The organism is Dietzia sp. oral taxon 368 (genome assembly GCF_002999155.1).
Lineage (GTDB): Bacteria > Actinomycetota > Actinomycetes > Mycobacteriales > Mycobacteriaceae > Dietzia > Dietzia cinnamea.
The window spans coordinates 1,433,455-1,455,285 of sequence record NZ_CP027238.1; the positions used below are offsets into that span (position 1 = coordinate 1,433,455).

General features: G+C 72.3%; 23 protein-coding genes. 13 read left to right on the forward strand and 10 right to left on the reverse strand.

The features are described 5' to 3' along the window. Positions 1–6: 6 nt before the first annotated feature. Positions 7–2,271 carry a catalase gene (locus tag C3V38_RS06765; RefSeq protein WP_106385360.1) on the reverse strand — a complete coding sequence of 755 codons (2,265 nt, stop codon included), beginning with the start codon at positions 2,269–2,271 and terminating at the stop codon, positions 7–9. Between the two features lie 242 nt (positions 2,272–2,513). On the opposite strand from C3V38_RS06765, the gene C3V38_RS18005 reads away from it, so the two are divergent. Beyond that, a complete protein-coding gene (locus C3V38_RS18005) occupies positions 2,514–2,822 on the forward strand; it encodes a hypothetical protein (protein WP_070720209.1) in 309 nt (102 codons plus the stop codon). Positions 2,823–2,866: 44 nt separating this feature from the next. On the opposite strand, the gene C3V38_RS06775 is transcribed toward C3V38_RS18005, so the two are convergent. Continuing rightward, positions 2,867–3,511, reverse strand: a complete 645-nt coding sequence (locus C3V38_RS06775; RefSeq protein ID WP_106385361.1) for a flavin reductase family protein — start codon at positions 3,509–3,511, stop codon at positions 2,867–2,869. A 167-nt stretch (positions 3,512–3,678) separates the two neighbouring features. On the opposite strand from C3V38_RS06775, the gene C3V38_RS06780 reads away from it, so the two are divergent. Further along, positions 3,679–4,533, forward strand: coding sequence for an alpha/beta fold hydrolase (locus C3V38_RS06780; RefSeq protein ID WP_070720228.1), 855 nt, complete (start codon positions 3,679–3,681; stop codon positions 4,531–4,533). Between the two features lie 91 nt (positions 4,534–4,624). Here C3V38_RS06780 and C3V38_RS06785 read toward each other — a convergent pair whose 3' ends face one another. Further along, entirely contained in the window at positions 4,625–5,062 is a 438-nt protein-coding gene (locus C3V38_RS06785; RefSeq protein ID WP_174705760.1) for a hypothetical protein, read from the reverse strand. Positions 5,063–5,293: 231 nt separating this feature from the next. Between C3V38_RS06785 and C3V38_RS06790 the strand changes: the two genes are divergently transcribed. Then, on the forward strand, positions 5,294–5,890 hold the full coding sequence (locus C3V38_RS06790; protein ID WP_061228624.1) for a hypothetical protein: 597 nt from the start codon (positions 5,294–5,296) through the stop codon (positions 5,888–5,890). Between the two features lie 106 nt (positions 5,891–5,996). Here the strand turns inward: C3V38_RS06790 and C3V38_RS06795 are convergent, their stop codons facing one another. The 4 genes from C3V38_RS06795 to C3V38_RS06810 all read right to left on the reverse strand — a co-directional run bounded on the left by C3V38_RS06795 (position 5,997) and on the right by C3V38_RS06810 (position 9,642). Then, the gene (locus C3V38_RS06795) at positions 5,997–6,548 is read right to left on the reverse strand and encodes a YceI family protein (RefSeq protein ID WP_106385362.1); all 552 of its coding nucleotides are present in this window, start codon (positions 6,546–6,548) and stop codon (positions 5,997–5,999) included. Positions 6,549–6,680: 132 nt separating this feature from the next. Continuing rightward, on the reverse strand, positions 6,681–7,622 hold the full coding sequence (locus tag C3V38_RS06800; RefSeq protein ID WP_106385363.1) for an alpha/beta hydrolase: 942 nt from the start codon (positions 7,620–7,622) through the stop codon (positions 6,681–6,683). Then, positions 7,619–8,272 (reverse strand): TetR/AcrR family transcriptional regulator, encoded by a 654-nt coding sequence (locus C3V38_RS06805; protein ID WP_106385364.1) that lies wholly within the window; start codon positions 8,270–8,272, stop codon positions 7,619–7,621. The genes C3V38_RS06800 and C3V38_RS06805 overlap by 4 nt, the downstream gene beginning before the upstream one ends. After that, positions 8,269–9,642, reverse strand: coding sequence for an NAD(P)/FAD-dependent oxidoreductase (locus C3V38_RS06810; RefSeq protein WP_106385365.1), 1,374 nt, complete (start codon positions 9,640–9,642; stop codon positions 8,269–8,271). Before C3V38_RS06810 ends, C3V38_RS06805 begins: the two co-directional genes overlap by 4 nt. A gap of 158 nt (positions 9,643–9,800) precedes the next feature. On the opposite strand from C3V38_RS06810, the gene C3V38_RS06815 reads away from it, so the two are divergent. The 5 genes from C3V38_RS06815 (at position 9,801) to C3V38_RS06835 (ending at position 13,546) form a co-directional block, all read left to right on the forward strand. Then, positions 9,801–10,658 (forward strand): SDR family NAD(P)-dependent oxidoreductase, encoded by an 858-nt coding sequence (locus C3V38_RS06815; protein WP_106385366.1) that lies wholly within the window; start codon positions 9,801–9,803, stop codon positions 10,656–10,658. A gap of 10 nt (positions 10,659–10,668) precedes the next feature. Further along, positions 10,669–11,559, forward strand: a complete 891-nt coding sequence (locus C3V38_RS06820; protein WP_106385367.1) for an SDR family oxidoreductase — start codon at positions 10,669–10,671, stop codon at positions 11,557–11,559. A 21-nt stretch (positions 11,560–11,580) separates the two neighbouring features. Next, on the forward strand, positions 11,581–12,684 hold the full coding sequence (locus C3V38_RS06825) for an LLM class flavin-dependent oxidoreductase (RefSeq protein WP_106385368.1): 1,104 nt from the start codon (positions 11,581–11,583) through the stop codon (positions 12,682–12,684). A 62-nt stretch (positions 12,685–12,746) separates the two neighbouring features. Beyond that, positions 12,747–13,121, forward strand: coding sequence for an MTH1187 family thiamine-binding protein (locus tag C3V38_RS06830; RefSeq protein ID WP_061228617.1), 375 nt, complete (start codon positions 12,747–12,749; stop codon positions 13,119–13,121). After that, on the forward strand, positions 13,118–13,546 hold the full coding sequence (locus tag C3V38_RS06835; protein ID WP_007633832.1) for a hypothetical protein: 429 nt from the start codon (positions 13,118–13,120) through the stop codon (positions 13,544–13,546). Before C3V38_RS06830 ends, C3V38_RS06835 begins: the two co-directional genes overlap by 4 nt. 21 nt (positions 13,547–13,567) lie before the next feature. On the opposite strand, the gene C3V38_RS06840 is transcribed toward C3V38_RS06835, so the two are convergent. Next, complete coding sequence (locus C3V38_RS06840) at positions 13,568–14,653, reverse strand: triacylglycerol lipase (protein WP_106385369.1); 1,086 nt, start codon at positions 14,651–14,653, stop codon at positions 13,568–13,570. Positions 14,654–14,836: 183 nt separating this feature from the next. Here C3V38_RS06840 and C3V38_RS06845 point away from each other — a divergent pair, with 183 nt between their 5' ends. Genes C3V38_RS06845 through C3V38_RS06860 form a run of 4 tightly spaced genes read left to right on the forward strand, consistent with a single transcriptional unit; the run spans position 14,837 to position 17,960 of the window. Then, entirely contained in the window at positions 14,837–15,430 is a 594-nt protein-coding gene (locus C3V38_RS06845) for an RNA polymerase sigma factor (protein WP_106385370.1), read from the forward strand. Next, positions 15,427–16,047: a methylated-DNA--[protein]-cysteine S-methyltransferase gene (locus C3V38_RS06850; protein ID WP_106385371.1), complete on the forward strand. Its 621-nt coding sequence runs from the start codon at positions 15,427–15,429 to the stop codon at positions 16,045–16,047. The genes C3V38_RS06845 and C3V38_RS06850 overlap by 4 nt, the downstream gene beginning before the upstream one ends. Then, on the forward strand, positions 16,044–16,748 hold the full coding sequence (locus C3V38_RS06855; RefSeq protein WP_106385372.1) for a LysE family translocator: 705 nt from the start codon (positions 16,044–16,046) through the stop codon (positions 16,746–16,748). The genes C3V38_RS06850 and C3V38_RS06855 overlap by 4 nt, the downstream gene beginning before the upstream one ends. Positions 16,749–16,772: 24 nt before the next feature. After that, positions 16,773–17,960, forward strand: coding sequence for an MFS transporter (locus tag C3V38_RS06860; RefSeq protein WP_106385373.1), 1,188 nt, complete (start codon positions 16,773–16,775; stop codon positions 17,958–17,960). Positions 17,961–17,972: 12 nt separating this feature from the next. Here C3V38_RS06860 and ppc read toward each other — a convergent pair whose 3' ends face one another. Continuing rightward, positions 17,973–20,855 (reverse strand): phosphoenolpyruvate carboxylase, encoded by a 2,883-nt coding sequence (ppc, locus tag C3V38_RS06865; RefSeq protein WP_254426099.1) that lies wholly within the window; start codon positions 20,853–20,855, stop codon positions 17,973–17,975. Positions 20,856–20,988: 133 nt separating this feature from the next. Between ppc and C3V38_RS06870 the strand changes: the two genes are divergently transcribed. Continuing rightward, positions 20,989–21,420: a DUF4870 domain-containing protein gene (locus tag C3V38_RS06870; protein ID WP_106385374.1), complete on the forward strand. Its 432-nt coding sequence runs from the start codon at positions 20,989–20,991 to the stop codon at positions 21,418–21,420. A gap of 143 nt (positions 21,421–21,563) precedes the next feature. Here C3V38_RS06870 and C3V38_RS06875 read toward each other — a convergent pair whose 3' ends face one another. After that, positions 21,564–21,821 carry a type II toxin-antitoxin system RelE/ParE family toxin gene (locus C3V38_RS06875; RefSeq protein ID WP_106385375.1) on the reverse strand — a complete coding sequence of 86 codons (258 nt, stop codon included), beginning with the start codon at positions 21,819–21,821 and terminating at the stop codon, positions 21,564–21,566. Positions 21,822–21,831: the final 10 nt, after the last annotated feature.

A 21,831-nucleotide genomic window follows, 5' to 3' on the forward strand; every position in this document is an offset into this window, starting at 1 on the left:
CCGGACTCAGACCCGCGCCGGGTCGGGCCGCTCCCACACGCGGTGGTTCGCCAGCAGCGGCTTGAGCGCGGGCACCACGCCGGCCGCGGAGTCCACCTGCACGACGCCCGGGGTGTCGGTGGTGATCCCGAAGTCGGCGTACCGGTCGACCGGCGCCATCGTCGCGATGGCCTTCTTGTGCCGGTACATCTCGCTGATGAGGATGTCCGTGCGCGGATTGGCCGGGAGGTCCACCACCACGAGGGCGTCGAACTCGATGGACCGCTGCGTCTGATAGGTCCGAGACACCGACACTGCCGAGCCGGCCTCCGGATCGCCGAGCATCCCGCCCGTCGGGGCGATCACCAGCGGCACCATGTCGTCGTCGAACACCGCCTGGACGAGGTCCGAGACCGCGTCGACGTCGGAGTCCTCGGTGACGAGGATGCCGATCTGGCGGCCGTCGGACGGCCACTCCTTGCCGATCTGCGAGAGCGCCGGGCTGGTGACGACCTCGGCGACGGGCACCTTCGCCGGCGCGGGCAGCCCCAGGCCGGCGGCCACGGTGACGGCCAGGTCGTGGTCGATGTGCGCGAGCTGCTCGACCTGCCGGATCTTGATGGCCTGCTCGTAGCACTTGCCCAGCTCGAACGTGTACGCCTCGGCGACGTGCTCCTTCTCGACGTCGGTGAGGCTGTTGTAGAACAGCGTGGCCTGCGAGAAGTGGTCGTCGAACGTCGCGGGAGACCGGCGCTCGATCTGCGCGTCGGCGATCTCCTGCGCCACCTCGACCAGAGCGCCATCGGTGGTGCCCGCCATGAACGGGCAGCCTCCGTCGAGGGAGTTGGGCTGATACGGGGCCACCCCTACGTGATCGGCCTGCTGGTGGAAGCCGTCCCGGAGCATGTCATTGACCGGGGCGTGCGGGCGGTTGATGGGGATCTGCCCGAAGTTCGGCCCGCCCAGGCGGGTGAGCTGGGTGTCCAGGTAGGAGAACAGCCGGCCCTGCAGGAGCGGGTCGTTGGTGACGTCGATGCCCGGCACGAGGTGGCCCGGGTGGAACGCGACCTGCTCGGTCTCGGCGAAGAAGTTCTTGACGTTGGCGTTGAGCTCCATCGTGCCGATGACCTGCACCGGGGCCAGTTCCTCGGGCACGATCTTGGTCGGGTCCAGCAGGTCGATGCCGTGGAACATCTCGCTGACACCGTTCTCGTCGACCGTGTCGGGGAAGACCTGGATGCCGAGGTCCCACTTAGGGAAGGCGCCGGACTCGATGGCGTCGGTCAGGTCGCGGCGGTGGAAGTCCGGGTCCATTCCGCCGGTGATCTGGGCTTCTTCCCACACCTGCGAGTGGACGCCGAGGTGGGGCTTCCAGTGGAACTTCACCAGGCTCGTCTCGCCGGCGTCGTTGATGAGCCGGAAGGTGTGGACGCCGAAGCCCTCCATCATCCGGTACGAGCGCGGGATGCCGCGGTCGGACATGTTCCACAGGGTGTGGTGCTGCGCCTCGGTGTGTAGGGAGACGAAGTCCCAGAACGTGTCGTGCGCGCTCTGGGCCTGGGGGATCTCACGGTCCGGGTGCGGCTTGGCGGCGTGGACGACGTCGGGGAACTTGATGGCGTCCTGGATGAAGAACACGGGGATGTTGTTGCCGACCAGGTCCCAGGTGCCCTCGTCGGTGTAGAACTTGGTCGCGAATCCGCGGGTGTCCCGGACGGTGTCGGCGGAGCCGCGGTTGCCGAGAACGGTGGAAAAGCGGACGAAGACCTCGGTCTCCTTGCCCTCGGCGAACACGCCGGCTTTGCAGACGCTGGCGGCGGCGCCGTTGGCGCGGAAGACGCCGTGCGCGCCGGCGCCGCGGGCGTGGACCACGCGCTCGGGGATGCGCTCGTGGTCGAAGTGCATGATCTTCTCGCGCAGGTGGTGGTCCTGCAGCAGCACGGGGCCGCGGCGGCCGGCCTTCTGCGAGTGGTCGGTGTCCGACAGGCGGGCGCCCTGCGCGGTGGTGAGGAAGGCGCCCTGCTGCCGCATGACCTCCTCGCGGGCCGTGACGGAGCCGGGCGGCTCGGCGCCGGTCGGGCCGTACGGGGTGGCGCCCTTCTGGTCCGCCTTGGGCGGCAGCGGGCTCGTTGGCTCGGTGGGCTCGTCCACGGTCGGCGGGCGGGAACCGGGGGTGCCGGGGACGACGTCGGCGCCGCCGACCAGGTCGTCGGCGAGTTCCCCGGCCTTGTCCACGATCTTCTCGGCGGCGGACCGGGCGGCGGACTTGGATTCTGACCTCTTATCGGGCATCGGTGCTCCTTCGCGGGGTGGGACCTGTCCGTGGCCGAGATTCTGCCCAGACCTGACCGGTCCGCAACCGCTCGATGTCGCTGGGAAACGTTCACCCACGCCTATTCTCATGACATGGCATCACCGCCGGTCGCCCGCGAGCACCTCCCGTACCCGCTCCTGCTGGCGGCGCGTGGTCCGCGTGTCTGCTCCTCATCACCGGTGGTGGCTGGCTGCTCGGGCAGGCGATCGGTCGGCTGTCCGTGATCATCGCGCCCGTCGCGATCGCGGTCCTGCTCGCCGTCATGCTCCGGCCGCTCGTCGACCGGATCCCGCAGCGGGTCCCGCGAGCGGCGGCGGCCCTCGTCGTCGTCGGGGTCCTGGCCGGCACGTACCTGTTCGGCATCGTCGGCGCACTGTTCGCGGTGCCGGTTACCGCGATGGCCGACACGATCGTGCGGTACCTCGCCGCGCGGGGGGGGCGGCGAGCGTGGTGCGCGCGCCGCGCGAGCGGGTGTCGGCGCGCATCGTCACGCCCAGCGGCGTCGCCCAGGAGTTCGGGCCCCTGCTGACCATGCGGTTCCCGGCCGCCCTCGCCGGCACGTTCATCGCGGAGCTAGAACCAGTCGCCCGGGACGTAGCCCGCGAGCGCCCCGACCGGTTCGCGGTATGCACCGTCGACGGCGGCGGCAGCGGCCGCGGACGCGATCCCCGGCGTGGCCGCGTGCGTGACGGCGGTCGGGACGGTCGGCATCGGGCGGGCCATCTGCTCGTAGCGGCCCCGGAAGAACAACAGCGGATCACCGGAACAGTCCTGCGGGCCGGCGCCGTTCACCTCGGCGAGGATCACCACGTGGTCACCGCCGTCGACGACCCGCGTGACCGAGCAGTCGAACCACGCGAGCGACCCGGCGATGACCGGCGTGCCGCGGCCCGTCCATGCGAGAGGCACGCGCGAGAATTTGTCGGGATCGCGACCACCCACCGTCGCGGAGACCTCCGCGGCGTCGGAACCCAACACGCTCACCGCGAAGTCGCCGCGCTCCAGCAGGACGGGCAGCGTCCGGGACCGCCGCATGACCGAGATCAGCACCATCGGCGGATCCAGCGACAGGGCGGAGAACGACTGGCAGGCGAAGCCGACCACCCCTGCGGGCCCCTCGGTCGCCACAACGGTGATGCCTGAGCAGAACCGGCCGAGCAGCTCCCGCAGCGCCACGGGGTCGTGGTGGTCGATCTCTGAGTCCACGGCGATGTCCATGCAGATACTGGTACCGCCTGTCGCCGGGTCGGGACCGCCGACTCCCGGTGAGCGGGATCCGGGCGCGTGAGAATCGGTGCGGAGGGAAAGCTGTGGCCATGACTGATCGCGCCGTCACCACCTCCACCGTCTCGGCCCCCGGCACGTCCGCTGCCGCGCCCTCCGCCATGTACTCCGCCGAGCCCCCGCTGCTCGAGCTGGCCACGGACCGGGGGATGTTGCGTTACCGCGAGGCCGGTGACGGCCCGCCGCTTCTCCTGCTGCACGGCTCAGGTCCGGGCGTGACCGGATGGCGCAACTTCTCCGGCAACGTGCCGGTGTTCGCCGAGCACTTCCGGACCATCGTGCTGGAGCTGCCCGGCTTCGGGGTGAGCGACCCGGCGGGCGATCTCCACCCCGTGGCCTCCGCTCAGACGGCGGTCCAGGACTTCGTCGACGGCCTGGGCCTGGAGAGGCTGAGCCTGATCGGCAACTCGATGGGCGGGTTCATCGCCACCGCGTTCGCGTTGGAGCGTCCCGAGCAGGTGGAGAGGCTGGTCACCGTGGGCGGCGCGGGCGTCTCGATCTTCTCCCCGGGACCGGGCGAGGGCATCATCCGGTTATCCGCGTTTGTCGAGGACCCCACGCGCGAGCGGCTGATCGAGTGGCTGCACTCGATGGTCTACGACAAGTCCCTGGTGACCGAGGAGATGATCGAGCAACGCTGGGCGCAGGCCACCGATCCCGAGACGCTGGCCTCCTCGCGTCGGATGTACGGGCGCGAGGCGCTGGCGGCGATGGCTGCAGCCCCCCGTGACGCGGCGGTCATACCGGCGTGGGCAAGGCTAGGTCAGGTGCAGGCGCCGACCCTCATCACCTGGGGTCGGGACGACCGGGTCAGTCCGGTGGACATGGCCCTGCTGCCCCTACGGATGCTGCCGCACGGCGAGATCCACGTGTTCCCGAACTGCGGACACTGGGTGATGATCGAGCAGAAGGCGGCGTTCGAGTCCGTCGTGCTGGGTTTCCTCACCCGTCCGTGACGAACGCGGCCCCGGCTTCCCATGAGGGACAGGGGCCGCGTCGCGGGGGCCTGATGGTCAGGCCGTCACAGGTCAACCTTCAGGGTCAATCTCAGGCGACGGCCGTGGTGACGGGCTCATCGTCGCCCTCGGGCGCGACGTTCTCGCCCTCGACGGGCTCCTCGGTGTCGACATCGTCCTCGGCGTCATCCTCCTCCGGGACCTCGGCCTCGATGCCCTGGAGGATGTCGATCGCGCCCTGGATGTCGCCGGAGAAGGCGGCGTCCACGGCGAGCTGGGCGTTGGCGGCGCAGTCCTCGCCGCTCAGGCCCGGCACCACGCCCTCGGCCGAGCCGAGGAAGTCGTAGGCGTCGATGGTGCCGCAGATCTGTTCGGCGATGGCGGAGACCTCGGCGGGGGTCTCGACGGTCTCACCCGCGCCGAGCGAACCGGCGTCGACACCGGGGACGGCGCTCTGAGCCGAGGCGAGCCCGGCACCGGCGAAGGACAGGGCGGCGGCGGAACCGATGACAGCGATGGTCTTCTTCATATGCGTCACACCTTCCTATCGGGATTCCGGAGGATGTCCCCGGAGATATGGGGCTCACCGTAACGGTCGACAGACGACCTCGCTGTGACGACGGCCACACATACGAGGCTTTCGGCCGGGCGTGCAGGGCCGCTGCCCAGGGAGAACGCCGCGAGTACGAATTCTTCTTCATTCCCACGCCCGGAGCTCCGATCGTTTGCCGGACCGGGTGTTTTCGGGGAGTCTTAGCGCATGAGTGGAACCGCCGAGATCTATGACGCCGTCCTCGACCCGGGCAAGCTGGACTTGCTGCGTGGGTGGGTCCGTCGCCAGGATTGGTTCGACGGTGATCCCGAGAGCCTCGAGCAGGTGACGGCCTACCGGTTCGTCGATCCGGACGGCGAGGTGGGGATGGAGTCGTTCCTGCTCTCCGACGGCTCACAGACCTATCACGTCCCCGTGACCTACCGGGGCGCCGAGCTGTCCGACGCCGCCGACGCGCTGGTCGGGACAACGGAGCATTCGGTCCTCGGTCGGCGCTGGGTGTACGACGCCCCCGCCGACCCCGTCTACGTGACCGAGGTCTGCCGCGTTATCAGCCACCGCGACACCGCCGCCGACCACTTGCTGGTCGAGGAGGATGCGGTCACGCCGTCCCCGGTCAACATCCGCGGCGGCGGCGACGGGCTCGGGCAGTCCCCCGAGGCGAGCCCGCGGGTCGTCCGCGTCGTCAACGAGGAGAACGACGCCGAGACCGACCGTCCGTTGATCGGCTCCCCGGGCACGCTCAGCGGGACCTGGGAGGACGGAGACGGCACGCACACGGCGGTCCTCGTCGTCGTCACCTAGGCCGTCGGGTCCGGCGCCCCCTCTCACGCCATACCAACGCCCGCCCCGGTCGATGCCGGGGCGGGCGTTGCGGGCGTAGTGGCGTCCGGCTCCGACGCCGGGCGGATCAGGCGTTCTTGATGGCCGAGATCTCCAGCTCGAGGGTGACCTTCTCCGAGACCAGCACGCCGCCGGTCTCGAGCGCGGCGTTCCAGGTCAGGCCGAAGTCGGTGCGGTTGAGGGTGGTGATTCCCTCGAAGCCCGCGCGCTGGTTGCCGAACGGGTCGGTGGCGGTGCCCTCGTACTCGAACGGGATGGTCACGGACTTGGTGGTGCCCTTGATGGTGAGGTCGCCGGTCACGTCGACGCCACCCGAACCGTTGGGGGCGATCTTCGTCGAGGTGAAGGTGATCTCGGGGTGGTTCTCCATGTCGAAGAAGTCATTGGACTTCAGGTGGCCGTCGCGGTCGGCGTTGCGGGTGTCGATCGACGAGGCGTTGATGGTGACCTCGGCCTTCGCGCCCTCGATGCCCTCCGCCGGCACGGTGACGGTGCCCGTGAAGTCGTTGAAGGCGCCGCGCACCTTGGTGATCATCGCGTGACGCGTGACGAACCCGAGACGCGTGTGCGTGGGGTCGAGGGTCCAGGTGCCGGTCAGGTCGGTGAGGTTCGCGGTCATGGTGACTCCTTGTGGGATCGGCCCGGTCGACGCCGGACGTTCTCTTGTTGTTGTGTCACCAACGATAGGGCGGTCCCTGTGACGTGTCAACTACCCAGCCGTGTGAGTCAGCCCACACTTAAGGTGGCCCGGTCAGCCCACCCGCCGCCGGAGGAAGTGCACCGCGTGCTCGACCGCGCCGGCGTGGCACGGCCGGCCGGCGAACAGGTCGAAGTGGTCACCGGGATAGTGGCGGACCTCCGCGCGCGCGGCGACCGCCGCCGTGGCCGCGGCGTGGGGCGGGGCGCTGCGGTCCAGGTCGGCGATCTGGAACAGGACGGGGACGACGGCGAGGTCGTCCGCGTGCCGGCCGGGCCGGAACGTGCCCAGCTCCGCGCCGATCGAGGCGCCCACCTCGTTCCGCCACGAGGGTCCGGCGACGGAGGTGTACGCCTCCTCGTACCCGTCCAGGGAGAGCAGTGCGGACGAGCCGGGCGGGCCGACGAGGGGCAGCTTCGGCTCCTCCCGTCCCGCCGCGGCCGCGGCCTTCGCGACGATCGCCGTGCCCGTGGCGCGGAGCAGGGAGGTCGGCTTGTGCTGGCGGGCGGCGGCCGTCGCGGCGGCCCGGCCGTCGACCAGGGGGATCATCGCGATGACGGCGGCGATGTCGTCGCGCCCGCGGGCGACCTCGAGCACGTGGCCGCCGGCCAGCGAGCAGCCCCACAGGATGATCCGCTCGGGGTCGACACCGGGCTGGGCGGCGGCGGCCGCGATGGCCGCGCGGTAGTCGTCCTGCTGACGCGCCGGGGAGACGACCTGACGGGGCCTGCCGTCGGAGCGGCCGAACCCGCGGTAGTCGAAGGCCAGCGCCGCGTACCCGGCGTCCGCGAACGCCTCGGCGAAGGGCATCAGGCCCGAGTCCACCGTGCCGCCCAGCCCGTGGGCGAGCACGACGGCCGGACGCCCGGCGGCGTCGTCGCTCCCGGCGCCGGGCCCGGAGTCACCCGTGTCGGCGGCGGGCAGGAAGGTCCCGCGGCACTCGGCGGCGTCCGCCCCGGTGCCCGAGCGGAAGGCGACGTCGACGGTCGTGGTCATGTGGTTCTCCCTGGATCGGCCGCGGGGTCCACCGCGGGGTCGGGGCGGCCGTACACCGTGCGGACCCACATGTCCGCGGCGACGGTGAGCAGCGGTTCCCGCGGGCGGCCCGGGTCGTAGGCCAGCTGCTCGAGGACGGTCTCGTTGATGTGGATGAGCCCCACGGCGAGCGCGTCGGCGTCGACGCCCTCGGGGGCCCGGCCGGCCGCGCGCTCGGCGCGGAGGAACTCGGCGATCTGCACGGCGAGGGCGCGGCGGCCGTCATCCCACAGGTCACGGGTCTGGGCGTGCTTGCTGCGCGCGGTGAGCAGGGCCCGGTAAATGTGGGCCTTGTCGAGGACCCGGTCGGTCAGCCGCTCGAGCGCGGCGGTGACCCGGGTGCGGAAGTCTCCCTCTCCGCGCACCGCGGTCTCGACGGCGGCGGTGGCCTCGTCCTGCACCATCGCCAGCAGCACGCCCACCGCGGCGGCCTTGGAGTCGAAGTAGAAGTAGAACGCCGACCGGGTGATGCCGGCGGACTCGGTGAGGTCGGCCACCGAGATGTCGTCCAGCGCGGTGGTCCTGAGGCGGTCGTCGAGCGCGGCGAGCAGGGCCTCGCGCCGCCGGTCGCCGCGCGGGGAGGTGGTGCCGGACGGTGCAGCGGGCGTCATGTCGTCACCTTGGGCCGGAGGGCGGGGCCGTGGGCGCGGGCGCGGTCGAGTCCTCGGGGTATCTCACGGGTACGCATGTCGTGTTCATACAGGAAGTAGTCGACCTGCTGCTGATGCCGGGGCGTGTCGAGCATGTGGCCGATGTACTTCTTCTCGTCCTCCACGATCACCCGCTTCATCTCCTCGACGGGCGGCGTGCGGTAGAGCCCGGCCGCCCATGCGGCCACGAGCCGGGCCTGCGCCTCGACGAACGGGAAGAGGGTGGGCGTGGCCTGGGCGAACCCGACGAAGGCCAGGTCCTCGACGCCCGGGGTGAACATGCGCTTGTACAGCGGTACGTGGTTGTGCTCGTCGGCGCTGAGGAAGTCCCGGTCGAAGAACGGGAACGTCGTGTTGTACCCGGTGGCCTGGATGATGACGTCGAACTCGGCGCTGGTGCCGTCGGCGAAGTGCACGGTCCGACCGTCGAGGCGGTCGATGTCGCCCTTGGCGGTGACGTCGCCCGAGCCCAGACGCAGCGGCAGCTCGACCGACTGTGTGGGGTGGGCCTCGAAGAACTTGTGGTTGGGCTTGGGCAGCCCGTACGACTCCGGGCGCCCGGCCGACATCGGCTGGAACGTCTGGATGACCTTGCGCTGCCACGAGTACGGCAGGTACGGGAACGTCGCGAAGTACTTGTCGGCCGGCTTGCCCGCGATGTACTTGGGCACGATCCACGCGCTCGACCGGGTCGAGAGCGTGACCTCGTTGCGCATCACCTTGGACGAGAGCTCCACCGCGATGTCGGCGGCGCTGTTGCCCAGGCCCACCACGAGGATCCTCTTGTCCATGAGGTGGAGCGGGGTCCACGGGTCGATGTAGGCGTGGGAGTGGATCATCTCGCCGGTGAACTCGCCGGGGAAGTCGGCGAACCGCGGGTCCCAGTGGTGCCCGTTGCCCACCACGAGGGCGTCGAACAGGTGCGACTCGGTGGGGCCGGTGCCGTCCGCGCCCGCGGTGGTGAGCTCCCACCCGCCCTCCGGCAGCCGCTCGGCGTGCATGACGCGGGTCTCGAACTCGATCGATCCGAGCAGGTCGAAGGCCTCGGCGTAGTCGTCGAGGTACTGCTTGATCTGCGAGTGGTGGGGGAAGTCCGGGAACTCCTCCGGCATGGGGAAGTCGCGGAAGCTCAGCTGGTGCTTGGAGGTGTCGATGTGCAGCGAGCGGTACGCGCTCGAGCTGCCGTTGGGGTTGTCGAACGCCCAGTTGCCGCCGATCCGGTCCGACGCCTCGAAGCAGACCACGTCAATCCCGTAGTCGCGCAACATCTTCACCGTGGTCAAGCCGCTGATGCCCGCGCCGATCACGGCGATCCTGCAGGTCGAAGTCATACGAACCCCTTCGGCGCGGTCCTCGGCGAGGCACACTCACCAGGACAGAGAGCTATGGCGCGCATCACACTATGGTTCGTGTTGACGGCCGTCAACGGCTTCCTCTGCCGGGGCGTCGCGCACGGTCGGCGCCCACTGTCGACCCGAGGGGAGGCCGCATGGCCGATAGCGATGCCGATGCCGATGCGCAGGTCCGCGACGGGGGCGGCGACGTGGCCACCGGCCGTGGGGAAGTGACCGGCCCCGCCCGCGCGGCGGTCGTCGTGGGCGGCGCCTCGGGCATCGGGTGGGCGACCGCCCGCGCCCTCGCGGCGGCCGGGTGGCGGGTGACGATCGCCGATCTCGACGCCGACGTCGCCGCGGCGCGTGCCGCCGAGCTCCCGCCCGCCGCCGGCCCCGCCCACGAGGGCCCCGCGCACGAGGGCCGCCGCGTCGACGTGACCGACGAGGCGTCGGTCGAGGCGCTGTTCGCCGACACCGCGCCGGACCTCGTGGTCACGACGGCGGGCGTGAGCACGCTCGGCCTGGTCACCGACCACGACACCGACGAGTTCCGCCGCGTCGTCGACGTGTGCCTGACCGGCGCGTTCCTCGTGTTCAAGCACGGCGGGCGGGCGGTCCGCGACGGCGGCGCGATGGTCGCGATCGCCTCGCTCAACGCCCGCCAGCCCGGGCGGGGGATGGCGGCGTACTGCGCGGCCAAGGCGGGCCTGGTGATGCTCGCGCAGGTCGCGGCGCTCGAGCTCGGCGAGCGCGGCGTGCGGGTCAACACCGTCTCGCCGGGCTTCCTCGTCACCCCGCTCACCGAGCCGGTGCTGCAGATCCCGGGCCTGGCCGAGGAGTACGCGGAGAACGCCGCGATCGCCCACCGCGGCACCGCCGAGGACGTCGCGCGCGCGGTGCTGCACCTCGCCGACGCGGAGTGGATGACGGGCGAGGACGTGGCGATCGACGGCGGCGCCCAGCTGCGCCGCTACCCGGACGTCCTCGGCCTGGCCATCAAGGCCTTCTCATGAGGGCGCGCTCGTGACCGCGGTCCGGCCGCCGAACCCGGCCGGCGCGACCGCGATCGTTACCGGCGGCGGGTCGGGTATCGGCGCCGCGCTGTGCCGGGCGCTCGTCGCCGCGGGCGCGCACGTGGTGGTGGCCGACATCGACTTCGCCGCCGCGCGCCGGGTCGCCGAGGAGGTGACGGCGCCGGCGCCAACTGGGACGACGACGAGGTCCGCCCGGGCCGGTGCTCCCGCAGTGGCGGGGACCGCGGAGCCTGCACGCCTCGACGTCACCGACGCCGAGGCGGTCTCCGCCCTGGTCGAGCAGGTCATCTCCTCCCGCGGCGGGCTGGACATGATGTTCGCGAACGCCGGTATCACGTGGGGCGGGGACACCGAGCTGCTGAGCCTCGACCAGTGGAACGCGATCATCGACGTCAACGTCCGCGGGGTCGTGCATTGCGTGCACGCGGCGTACCCGCACATGATCGCCCGCGGCTCCGGGGCGCTCGTGCTCACCGCGTCCATGGGCGGGCTCTGCCCGGCGGGCCTCATCACGAGCTACGCGATGACCAAGCACGCGGTGGTCGGCCTGGGCCTGTCGCTGCGGGCGGAGGCGGCCGATCGCGGGGTCGGGGTGACGGTGGTGTGTCCGGCGGCCGTGGACACGGCGATCCTCGACAAGGGCCAGCACGACGGCTTTGACGGGCGGCGGTTCTACCTCGAGGGGCAGGGCGTGCGGCGACCGCTCGACCCGGACCGTCTGGCGGCGTCGGTGCTCGCGGGAGTGGCGGGCAACCGCGCTCTCGTCGTCGAACCCGTCCGCGCCCGCGCCACGTGGCGCCTCCAGCGCCTCGCCCCGGGCCTCATGGACCGCATGATCGCCCGCTACGTCCGCGCGTCGCGCGCCTCCGCCGCTAGGTGACGGATCAACTATGCTGGGCGCATGAGCACCGCAGCCCCCGGACCACAGCCCCGCGTCGCCTTCGGCCTCGACACGTTCGGCGACACCACCGTCGATTCGGGCGGCCGGCCCGTCCACCACGCGCAGGTCCTGCGCGACGTCGTGGAACAGGCCGTCCTCGCCGATCAGGTGGGCGTCGACGCGATCGGGATCGGCGAGCACCACCGCCCCGACTTCGCCGTCTCCGCCCCCGACGTGGTCCTGGCCGGCATCGCCACGCGCACCGAGCGCATCCTCCTCGGCTCGGCGGTGACGGTGCTGTCCAGCGACGACCCGATCCGCGTCTTCCAGCGCTTCGCCACGATCGACGCGCTGTCGAACGGGCGCGCGGAGGTCGTGCTGGGCCGCGGTTCGTTCACCGAGTCGTTCCCGCTGTTCGGCTTCGACCTGTCCCAGTACGAGCAGCTGTTCAGCGAGAAGCTGGACCTGTTCGCCGCGCTGCTGCCCGAGGGGCCGGTGACGTGGTCGGGCGAGCTGCGGCCGCCGCTCGTCGACCAGCACGTCTACCCCAAGACGGAGAAGGGACTGAGCGCCTGGATCGCGGTGGGCGGCAGCCCGGAGTCCGTGGTCCGCGCGGCCCGCTACCGGATGCCGCTCATGCTGGCGATCATCGGCGGGCCCGCCGGCCGGTTCGCGCCGTTCGCCGACCTGTACCGCGAGGCCAACGCGCAGCTCGCGGGGACCGACGCGCCGCGCCTGCCGATCGCCGTGCACTCGCCCGGCTTCGTCGCCGAGACCGACGGACGCGCCGCCGAACTGTCCGCGCGCCACTGGATCGTCAACCGCAACCAGATCGGCCGCGAGCGCGGCTGGGGCGACGCGACCGAGGCCGACTTCCACCGCGAGGTCCGCTCGGGCGCCATGTACGTCGGCTCGCCGGAGACGGTCGCGCAGAAGATCGCCACCACGGTCCGCACGCTGGGCCTGGACCGCTTCGACCTCAAGTACGCCAGCGGCCCCACCCCGCACGAGGACCTCATGACCTGCATCGACCTGTACGGCCGCAAGGTCATCCCGCGCGTGCGCGAGCTGCTCGCGGAGGCCGGGTACACGCCGGGTGTGCCGCAGACGGTCTCGCGTCTGTGACGTAGGTATCGCCGGGCGTCCGGAATCTGCACGATCGGGCGCGGCGGGTCTACGGTGATCCCATGTTGTTCGCTTTCTCCGTCGCCCCCACGTCCACCGCGGACGAGTCGGCGTCCATGAGCAAGGCGGTCGCCGAGGCGGTCCGGGTGGTCCGCGAGTCCGGTCTGCCGCACGAGACGACCTCGATGTTCACGACCATCGAGGGCGAGTGGGACGAGGTCATGCCCGTCATCCGCGCCGCGACCGACGCCGTGCTGGCCGTGTCGCCGCGGGTGTCGCTGGTGCTCAAGGCGGATCTGCGGCCTGGCCGCTCTGGTGAGCTGCGCGGAAAGGTGGACCGGGTGGAGCGCCACCTGGCGGGTGGGGACGCCGCGTCCGGCGGCGGCGCCGCGCTCGGCGGGGGAGTGTCCGACGACGACGAGGAGTTCCGCTCGTGACCTCACCCCGCCCGTTGGATCCGACGGCGGAGCCTGCCGACAGGGTGTTCGAGCATCTGAGCCGTCCGCGGGGTGGGGCGATGATCGCGTACGTGGTCGCCACGGCGGCCGGCGGCGTCGGAGCGCTGGTGATCGCGGCGGTCCTGCTGCTCTCGGGGTCGGCGAGCGCGGTGGACGTGCTGCTGTGGGCCGCGATGGCGGTTCTGCTGCTGGGCGCGGCCGCGCACCGCTGGTGGCTGGGCGGACGCAACGAGGAGCGCTCGCGGCGCATCGCCGCGGCCATCCGGCCGGAGCAGGTCGCCGCCGCGATCCGCGGATCGTCGGGCGAGATCGACGCCGTGCGCCGCCTGCGCGTCTCCCACCCGGGCCTCGGGCTGCGGCACGCGTACGACCTGTACCAGCACTACGCGCGCGAGCACCGCTGACCGCTCAGCGCGCCCGCACTCTCAGCAGGCCCCGGCCCCGCCGAGCGCCCCGGCGACGAGCGCGTGCGTCCGCCCGTCGACGACCATCCCGCCGTGCGAGTTCGGCCCGCCACCGCACGCGTCCTCGGTGACCACCCAGCGCACGCCCGGGCCGGGCACGAAGCTGCGCTCGGGCGGCAGCAGGTGATCGCCGCGTGTGGCGATGAGCGTGTAGCCGACGCCGGGTAGGAACGGGGTGCGGTCGAGGCCGTACCAGGCGGTGATCATGGGGCTGCCCGGTGACAGCTCGGCCAGTCCCCGCAGGTTGGCGGCCCACAGGCCGAGGCCGGCGATCTCGCGCGGCAGTTGATGCGGGATGAGTCCGCTGTTGTCGGCTCCCCAGTAGCCGCCCACCGAGACGACGTTCGCCACGGCGCCGGGCCGCAGCACCTTGGTGGTGTAGCCGGCGATCGCGGCGCCCTGCGAGTAGCCCACCAGGTCGACCTGTGGCGCCCCGGTCACGGCGCGGACGTGGTCGATCACCCCGGCGAGCTGCGGGCCCGACGCGGCGACGATCGAGTCGAGGCCGCCGCGGGCCGGGTTGCCGGCGTAGGCGCCGAGGGTCGGGGCGACCACGCAGAAGCTCTGCCGACGCAGCGGATCGCCGAGCCGCGGCATCGTGTTGGCGCCGTTGTCGAAGGTGCCGTGTACGAGGATCACGGGCCGCGGCCGCGCGGGCGTGGGCCGGCACGTCACGGGCGCGTCGACGGCGGCGGGCGGCCCGGGCGCGCCGATCGGCCCGTTGATGCCGCCCAGGGCCTCGGTGACGTACGGCCCCAGCTCCCCGGCGGGGTCGAGGTCACGCAGCTGATCGGCGAGCGGACCGAGCTGGCCCGCCAGGGGGCCCAGCTGACCTGCCAGGGGGCCGAGCTGGTCGAGCGGGGACTGCCCGTGCGCCCGCGGCGCGAGGTCTCCCGCGGCCTGTACCGACCCCACCGCGGCGGCGAGCGGCACCGCCAGCGCGAGCGCTGCCAGCGCCCCGACCAGTCGCGACCGCGCTGTTCGGCGTGTGGATCCGCGCGCGGGGCGGCGGCCGGAGGAGCGTGCGGGTGTGCGGGAACCGAGCATGGGATCTCCCCCGGGATGCGGGCGGTGAGCACCAGTATGCGAGCCCTGCGCCGGATTGGGAACACTATGACCTCACGAATCCGTGGCGCCGGGCGACTACTCATCGACGCGCGCCGCCCGTGCGTTCTGCCGAGGGCGGGCCGCGCGGGACGGCGATCACCGACGAGGGCAGGATCTACACACATGAGGGCAGCGTTCGACGCCGCGGTCGACCGGCACGGGGCCACCGTGCTGCGGGTCTGCCGCGCGGTCCTGGGCCCCGGCCCGGACGCCGACGACGCGTGGTCGGAGACGTTCCTCTCGGCGCTGCGGGCGTGGCCGGAGCTGCCCGAGGACACTGATGTCGAGGCGTGGCTCGTCCGCGTCGCGCACCGCCGCGCGGTCGACGTGGTGCGCCGCGCGTCCCGGGCCGCGGTTCCGACCGGCGCCGCCGACGACATCGCCGTCTTCGACGCCCGCGCACCGGGGCCGGGCGGGGTGCACGAGGGTGGCTCGGGTGGAGCCCCCGGGGCCGACGACGACGAGGACGACCGCTGGATTTGGGACGCGGTCGCCGCCCTGCCCACACGGCAGCGCCTCTGTGTGGCGTACCGGTACCTGGGCGGTCTCCGCTATGCCGAGATCGCCGAGCTCACGGGTGGCGCCGAGGCCGCGGCCCGGCGCGCTGCCGCCGACGGGATCGCCGCCCTGCGCAGAACGCTCACCCAGACCCAGACCCAGGCTCGGACTCACGCCCAGTCGCAGTCCCCATCGCAGTCACAGGAGGTCGCGCCATGACCGAACACGCTACGACCGACCCCGCGATCGCCACGCTGCGGGCCGCGCCCGCCGACACCGGCCGGCTCCGCGACCGCCTCGCCCGCGACGCCGAGCGCGAGGGCCTGGTCGACGTCTTCTACCGGACCGTCTACTCGCCCATCGGGGGGCTGCTGCTGGCCGCGACCCCGGTCGGCCTGGTGTACGTGGCGTTCGAGGTGGAGGACGCCGACGCGGTCCTGGCGACCCTCGCCACCCGCATCGGGCCGCGCGTCCTGCGGGCGGAAGGAGACTCGCCGGTCCTCGACGCGGCCGCCGCCCAGATCGGGCAGTACCTCGCCGGCGACCGCCGCGACTTCGACCTGCCCCTCGACACCCGCCTCGCGACGGGCTTCCGCGGCGAGGTCCAGCAACATCTGGCCCGCGTGGGCTACGGACGCACCGCGACCTACCGGGAGATCGCCGCCGCCCTCGACCGACCTGGCGCGGTCCGCGCGGTGGGCACGGCCTGCGCCACGAACCCGCTCCCGCTGGTGTGGCCGTGTCACCGGATCCTCCGATCCGACGGTGGGCTCGGCGGGTACCGCGGCGGGCTCGCGGCCAAGCAGCGGCTCCTCGCGATGGAATCGGCGGCGTGACCGCGGCGCAGCTCCTCGGACTGTTCGGGGTGTGGGCGATCGCGGTCGTCTCGCCGGGACCCGACGTCGTCGTCGTCCTCCAACGCGCCCTCGCCGGGCGGCGGCACGGCGTTGCCACCGCGCTGGGGATCGTCGCCGGCCTCACGGTGTGGCTCGGGGCCGCGTTCGCCGGCGTCGCCACGCTCGTGCGCGTGTACCCGCAGGTCATGACGGTTCTCCAGGTCGCCGGCGGGCTCCTGCTCGCCAGCCTCGGCGTTCTCGGCCTGCGCGCGTGGTGGCGCTCCCGCAGCGCACCCCCCGCCCCGCCCGCCCGCACCGCTCCCGCCCCGCAGAATCCGCTACCCGGAGCCCGGATCCGCTACCGCGATAGGAGTAGCGGATCCCGACTCGGAGTAGCGGATCTGGTGCGGCGGGACGTCGCGCGCGGCCTGGCCACGAACCTCGCCAACCCCAAGGCCCTGGTGTTCTTCGGCGCCGTGCTCACCCCGTTCCTACACGACGAGGTCTCGGTGGCGTGGTCGGTGGCGCTCGTGGCGGGGATGCTCGCGGTGGCACTTGCGTGGTTCGCCGGGCTCGCGATGGTCGCCTCGCACCGGGCGGTCAACGAGCGGGTCGGGCGGCTGCTGCCGTGGGTCGACCTCGTGGCCAGCGCACTGTTCGTGGCGGTGGGGGTGGCGTTCGTCATCGCCGCGCTCGTCTGAGACCCGCGGGTTAGGTTGCTGCTCATGGATTCTCCGGTCGACCGCCGCAGCTGGGTGCCCGCCGCCCTCGCGGTGTTCGCGGTGGGCTGGGGTGCCAACCAGTTCGCGCCGCTGCTGCACCTCTACCGCGCGGAGCAGGGTCTGTCGCAGTCCGGCGTCACCGCGATCTTCAGCGTCTACATCGTGGGCTTGCTGCCCACCCTGCTGGTCGCCGGCCGGTGGTCCGACCGCAACGGCCGACGGGTCCTCATGCGGCCCGTCCTCGTGCTCTCGCTGCTCGCGACCGTGGCCATGCTCCTCGGCCCGCAGCATGAGCTGTGGCTGTACCTCGGCCGGTTCCTCGCCGGCCTGGCGTCGGGCGCGGCGTTCGGCGCCGGCAGCGCGTGGGTGCGCGAACTGTCCGCCGGCGCCCCGCCAGGCACCGGCGCCCGCCGCGCCGCCATCGCCCTGACCGGCGGGTTCGGGCTCAGCGGCCTCGCGGCCGGCGTGGTCGGCGAGTTCGCCCCCGCGCCGCTGCTCTCGGCGTATCTGCCGCACCTCGTACTGGGCGCGGTCGCGCTGGTCGCGGCCTGGAACGCCGTCGACCCGTATGTGCCACGTCCCCGCGGCGGCACCGAATCCACGCCGCTCATCCCCGCCACCGCGGTGTCGCGCAGGTTCCTGTTGGGGGTCGCGCCGTGGGCGCCGCTCGTGTTCGGCTGCGCGAGCATGTCGTTCGCGGTGCTCGCCGACCTCCTCGGCGGGGACGCCGGCGGCCGGCCCACCCTGTACGCGGGCGTCATGGTGGGCGTGACTCTGGGCTCTGGCGTGCTCATCCAGCCGGCGATCCGGCGGCTCGCCGCGAACTCCGTGCCGTCCCGGCCGCCGATCGCGGGCCTCGCGGCGGCGTGCGCGGGCATGGCGGCCGGCGCGATCCTGGTGGCCTCCCCGGACTTGCCCGGCCGGGCGCTGTGGCTCGTGCCCGTCGCGGTCCTGCTGGGCATCGGCTACGGCACGCTGCTCGTGGCGGGCCTGGTCGAGGTGGAGTTCCAGTCGGGTCCCCGCGACCACGCCGGGCTCGTCGCCGTGTTCTACGTCCTGGCGTACCTCGGCATGGGCACGCCGTACTTCCTCGCCGAGCTATCCCGGTTCGGCGGGCCGGTCCTGTGGATCGCGGGGCTCGCGGTGGTGTGCGCCCTGCTCATCCCGGTCACGGCCCGCCGCCTCCGCTAGCCGCCGCCTCCGCTAGCCCGAGTTGCGCAGGGCCGTGGCCAGGCCGTTCATCGTCAGCTGGATGCCGGTGCGCACGGCCGGGTCCTCGTCGCCCGCCCGGTAGCGGCGCAGCAGCTCGACCTGCAGCACGTTGAGCGGCTCGAGGTACGGGAAGCGGTTGCGCACCGAGCGGGCGAGCGCGGGGTTATCGTCGAGCAGCGTCTCCTGCCCGGTGATCGCCAGCAGCATCTCGCGGGTGAGCTCGAACTCGTCGGCGATCACCCCGTGGATCCGCCGACCCACCTCCGCGTCGGGCACGAGTTCGGCGTAGCGGCCGGCCAGGCCCATGTCCGCCTTGGCCATCACCTGCGCCATGTTGGACAGGGTCGAGCGCAGGAACGGCCAGTCGTCGTACAGCCGCCGCAGCGTGGCCAGTCGCTCGTCGGCCGCGTCCTCGCCGCGCTCGTGGATCCACGTCCGCAGGGCGGTGCCCACGCCGAACCAGCCCGGCAGCATGACCCGAGACTGCGACCACGACAGCACCCACGGGATCGCCCGCAGGTCCTCGACCGACGATGTCTGCTTCCGCGAGGACGGCCGCGAGCCGATGTTGAGCTCGCCGATCTCGGCGACCGGCGTGGAGGTGGTGAAGTACTCGATGAACCCCGGATCGGAGTGCACGAGCGACGCGTACGCCTCCCGGCCGAGCGTCGCGAGCTCGGCCATCACCCCGTAGGCCTCTTCCGCGCGGTCGCCGAGACCCTCGACGTCGAGCAGGGACGCCTCGAGCGTCGCCGCGACCAGCGCCTCGAGATTGCGGCGCGCCCGCCGCGGCTCGGAGTACTTGGCGGAGATGACCTCACCCTGCTCGGTGATCCGCAGCGCCCCCTGCACCGCGCCCGGTGGCTGGGCCAGGATCGCCTCGTAGGAGTTCCCGCCACCGCGGCCGACCGCGCCACCGCGACCGTGGAAGTACCGCAGGTGCACGCCCGCGCGGTTCGCTGCCTCGACCAGATCGCGTTCGGCCTGGTAGAGCGCCCAGTTCGCGGCCAGGTACCCGCCGTCCTTGTTGGAGTCCGAGTACCCGAGCATCACCTCGAGCACGTCGCCCTGCGCCCGGATGAGCGCGCGGAACTGCGGGATCGCCAGGGCGGCGTCGAGGATGCCCGGCCCGGCGGCGAGATCGTCGATGGTCTCCAGCAGCGGGATGAGCCGCACGCTCGACCGCGGCTCGTCCGGGTCGCCGGAGAACAGCCCCACCTCGCGCAGCAGCACGGCCGGCTCGAGCAGGTCGGACACGGACCCGCACATCGACACGATGTAGTGCGGCACCACGTCCGCGCCCAGCAGGTCCACGGCCGCGGCGGCCGCCCGCATCACCCCGAGTTCCTTTTCCGCCAGCTCGGACAGCTCCGCGCGCGGCCCGAGCAGCGGCCGGTCGTGCGAGAGCTCGCGCAGCAGCAGCTCCACGCGCGCGTCCTCGTCGAGCGCCGAGTAGTCCTCGCTCACGCCGGCCTTCGCGAACAGTTCGGTGAGCACCTCCTCGTGCGATTCCGAGTTCTGCCGCATGTCCAGGGCCTGCAGGTGGAATCCGAACGTGCGCACCGCCCACCGCAGGTCACGCAATCTCGGCGCCCGAAGCATCTCGGCCCCGCACTCCCCGAGAGCCGCGTCGATGACCTCCAGATCGGCGAGCATCTCTCCGGGGGAGGCGTACGGCTCGGCGGTGGCGACCTCGTCGTCGTCACCGCCGCCGTGTCGCCCCGCCCGGGGCGACGACGACGAGGTGGTCCCGCGCGCGGCGAGGCGGCGTCGGACCACTCTCACGGCGCGGCGGAAGGGCACGTCCTTCCGCGCGGCGCTGAGCTCGCCCTCCTCCTCCCCGAGGGAGTCCGCGAGGTCGCGCAGCTCGGTGGGCACGCCCACGACACGCCGCGACAGGGGCAGTTCGCGCTCGAGCATCCGCAGTTGGTGGGCGTAGTGCTGGTGCAGCAGCGCGGCGGCCTGCTCGGTGGCGAATCGGACGACGTCGCCGGTGACGTACGGGTTGCCGTCACGGTCGCCGCCGATCCAGGAGCCGGGGCGGACGACGGGCCGTTCTCCGCCGCCCAGGCGCTCGGCGATCTCGGCGTTGAGCGGCGGGATCACGTCCATGAGCGTGGCCTCGTGATACTGCAGGCCGCCCAGGACCTCGTCCTCGATGCGGGGGCGCTGGCTGCGGATGATCGCGGTCTGCCACAGGGTGAGCACCTGGCGGCGGATGTCGGTCTCGACCTCGGCGAGTTCGGCCTCGGTGACGCGGTCCTGTGGCCCGGTCCGCAGCGCGTCGCGGCGGCGCATGAGGTCGAGCACGCGGCGGGTGATCTCGAAGACCGACCGGCGGCGCGTCTCGGTGGGGTGTGCGGTGAGGACGGGAACCACCCGGGCGGTGGTCCGGACAGTCTCGAGTTTGTCGGCGTCCGGCTCGGTCTTCGCGAGGCGGGCCCAGGTGGCCTCGAGATCCCCGTCTGGCGGCGGCGAACCGGCGGCCGTGTGGAGACGGCGACGCCGCTCCTGGTGGAGGTCCTCGGCCACGTTGGCCAGCAGGGCGAACAGCGAGAACGCCCGGATGACGGGGATGACCTCGGCGGCGGGCACATCGGTGAACAGGGCGGCGACCTCGTCACGGTCGGCCTCCGAGCGGCGGACGGCGAACGCGGTGCGCCGCGCGGTCTCCACGAGGTCGAAGATCCGCTGGCCCGCCTGCTCCCGTACGGTGTCCCCGAGCAGGGCGCCGAGGAACCGGACGTCGTCGCGCAGGGGGCGGACGGCGTCCTCGAGCGGATCGACGCCGTCGGACGCGAACTGATCGACGTCGGGCTGGTCCGTGCTCGGCTGCTCGGTGGGGCGCTGGTCGGACTGGGTGATGTCGGCCATGCCCGCCACAGTAGGCGCGGCATATGACAAGTGCGTGAAACCTGGCCCGCTCCCACATCCGCAGGCGCGCCGGGGCGGGAGAACCGGGGAGAACCCGGATGCGCCGCCGCACCGCGACGGGGAGACTGGGGCCATGACCCAGCAGCCCGGTTTCTCCCAGTACGGCGACCCCCGGCACGGCGACCCGAGGTACGGCCAGCCGCCCGTGGCCGCGCCCGACGACCGCACGCCCGCGGCCCTGGCCCACGCGTCGAGCCTCATCGCGATGGCGCTGTCGGCCGGGTGGCTGTCGTTCGTCGGCCCGCTGGTGATGTGGCTGATCTACAGGGACCGCAGCCCGTTCGTCCGTCAGGCCGCCGCGGGCTCGTTCAACTTCAACCTCGGCCTGTGGCTCATGAGCATCGTGGGCTGGATCTGCATCATCACGGTGATCGGCATCCCGCTCGGCCTCATCCTCCTGGCGGTGTCGTTCCTCGCGCAGATCATCGGCCACGTCATCGGCACCCTCCGTGCGCTCAAGGGCCGGACGATCAACTACCCGTTCCAGCTCAAGGTGCTGCGCTAGAGCCGCTGGTCTGCTTTCAGCGCCGCATCGACGCTGGCCGGGGCGCTGCCGGAGGATGTCGAGAATGAGTTTGAGTGCTTGGGCGGTGGAGCATTCGCGTGGTTGGACCCTCACTATGATCGTGAACCAGCGTGGGGATGGGGTCACTTGTAGACGTCGCCGCGGTGGCCGATACGTAGTACGAGTACAGCGAGGGCATCGTCTTCGATGTCATAGATGATGCGATGGTCACCGACGCGGATGCGGAGTTCGCCGTCACCTACGGCGAGTTGGATCGCTCCGGGCGGTCGCGGTGTCCCGGCCAGCGCCTCGATCGCCCGGACGATTCGCTTCTGCTCGGTGGGATGAAGTTTGCGCAGGGCTTTGGCAGCCGAGGGCTTATAGGAGATCGAATAGGGCATCAGACAAGCG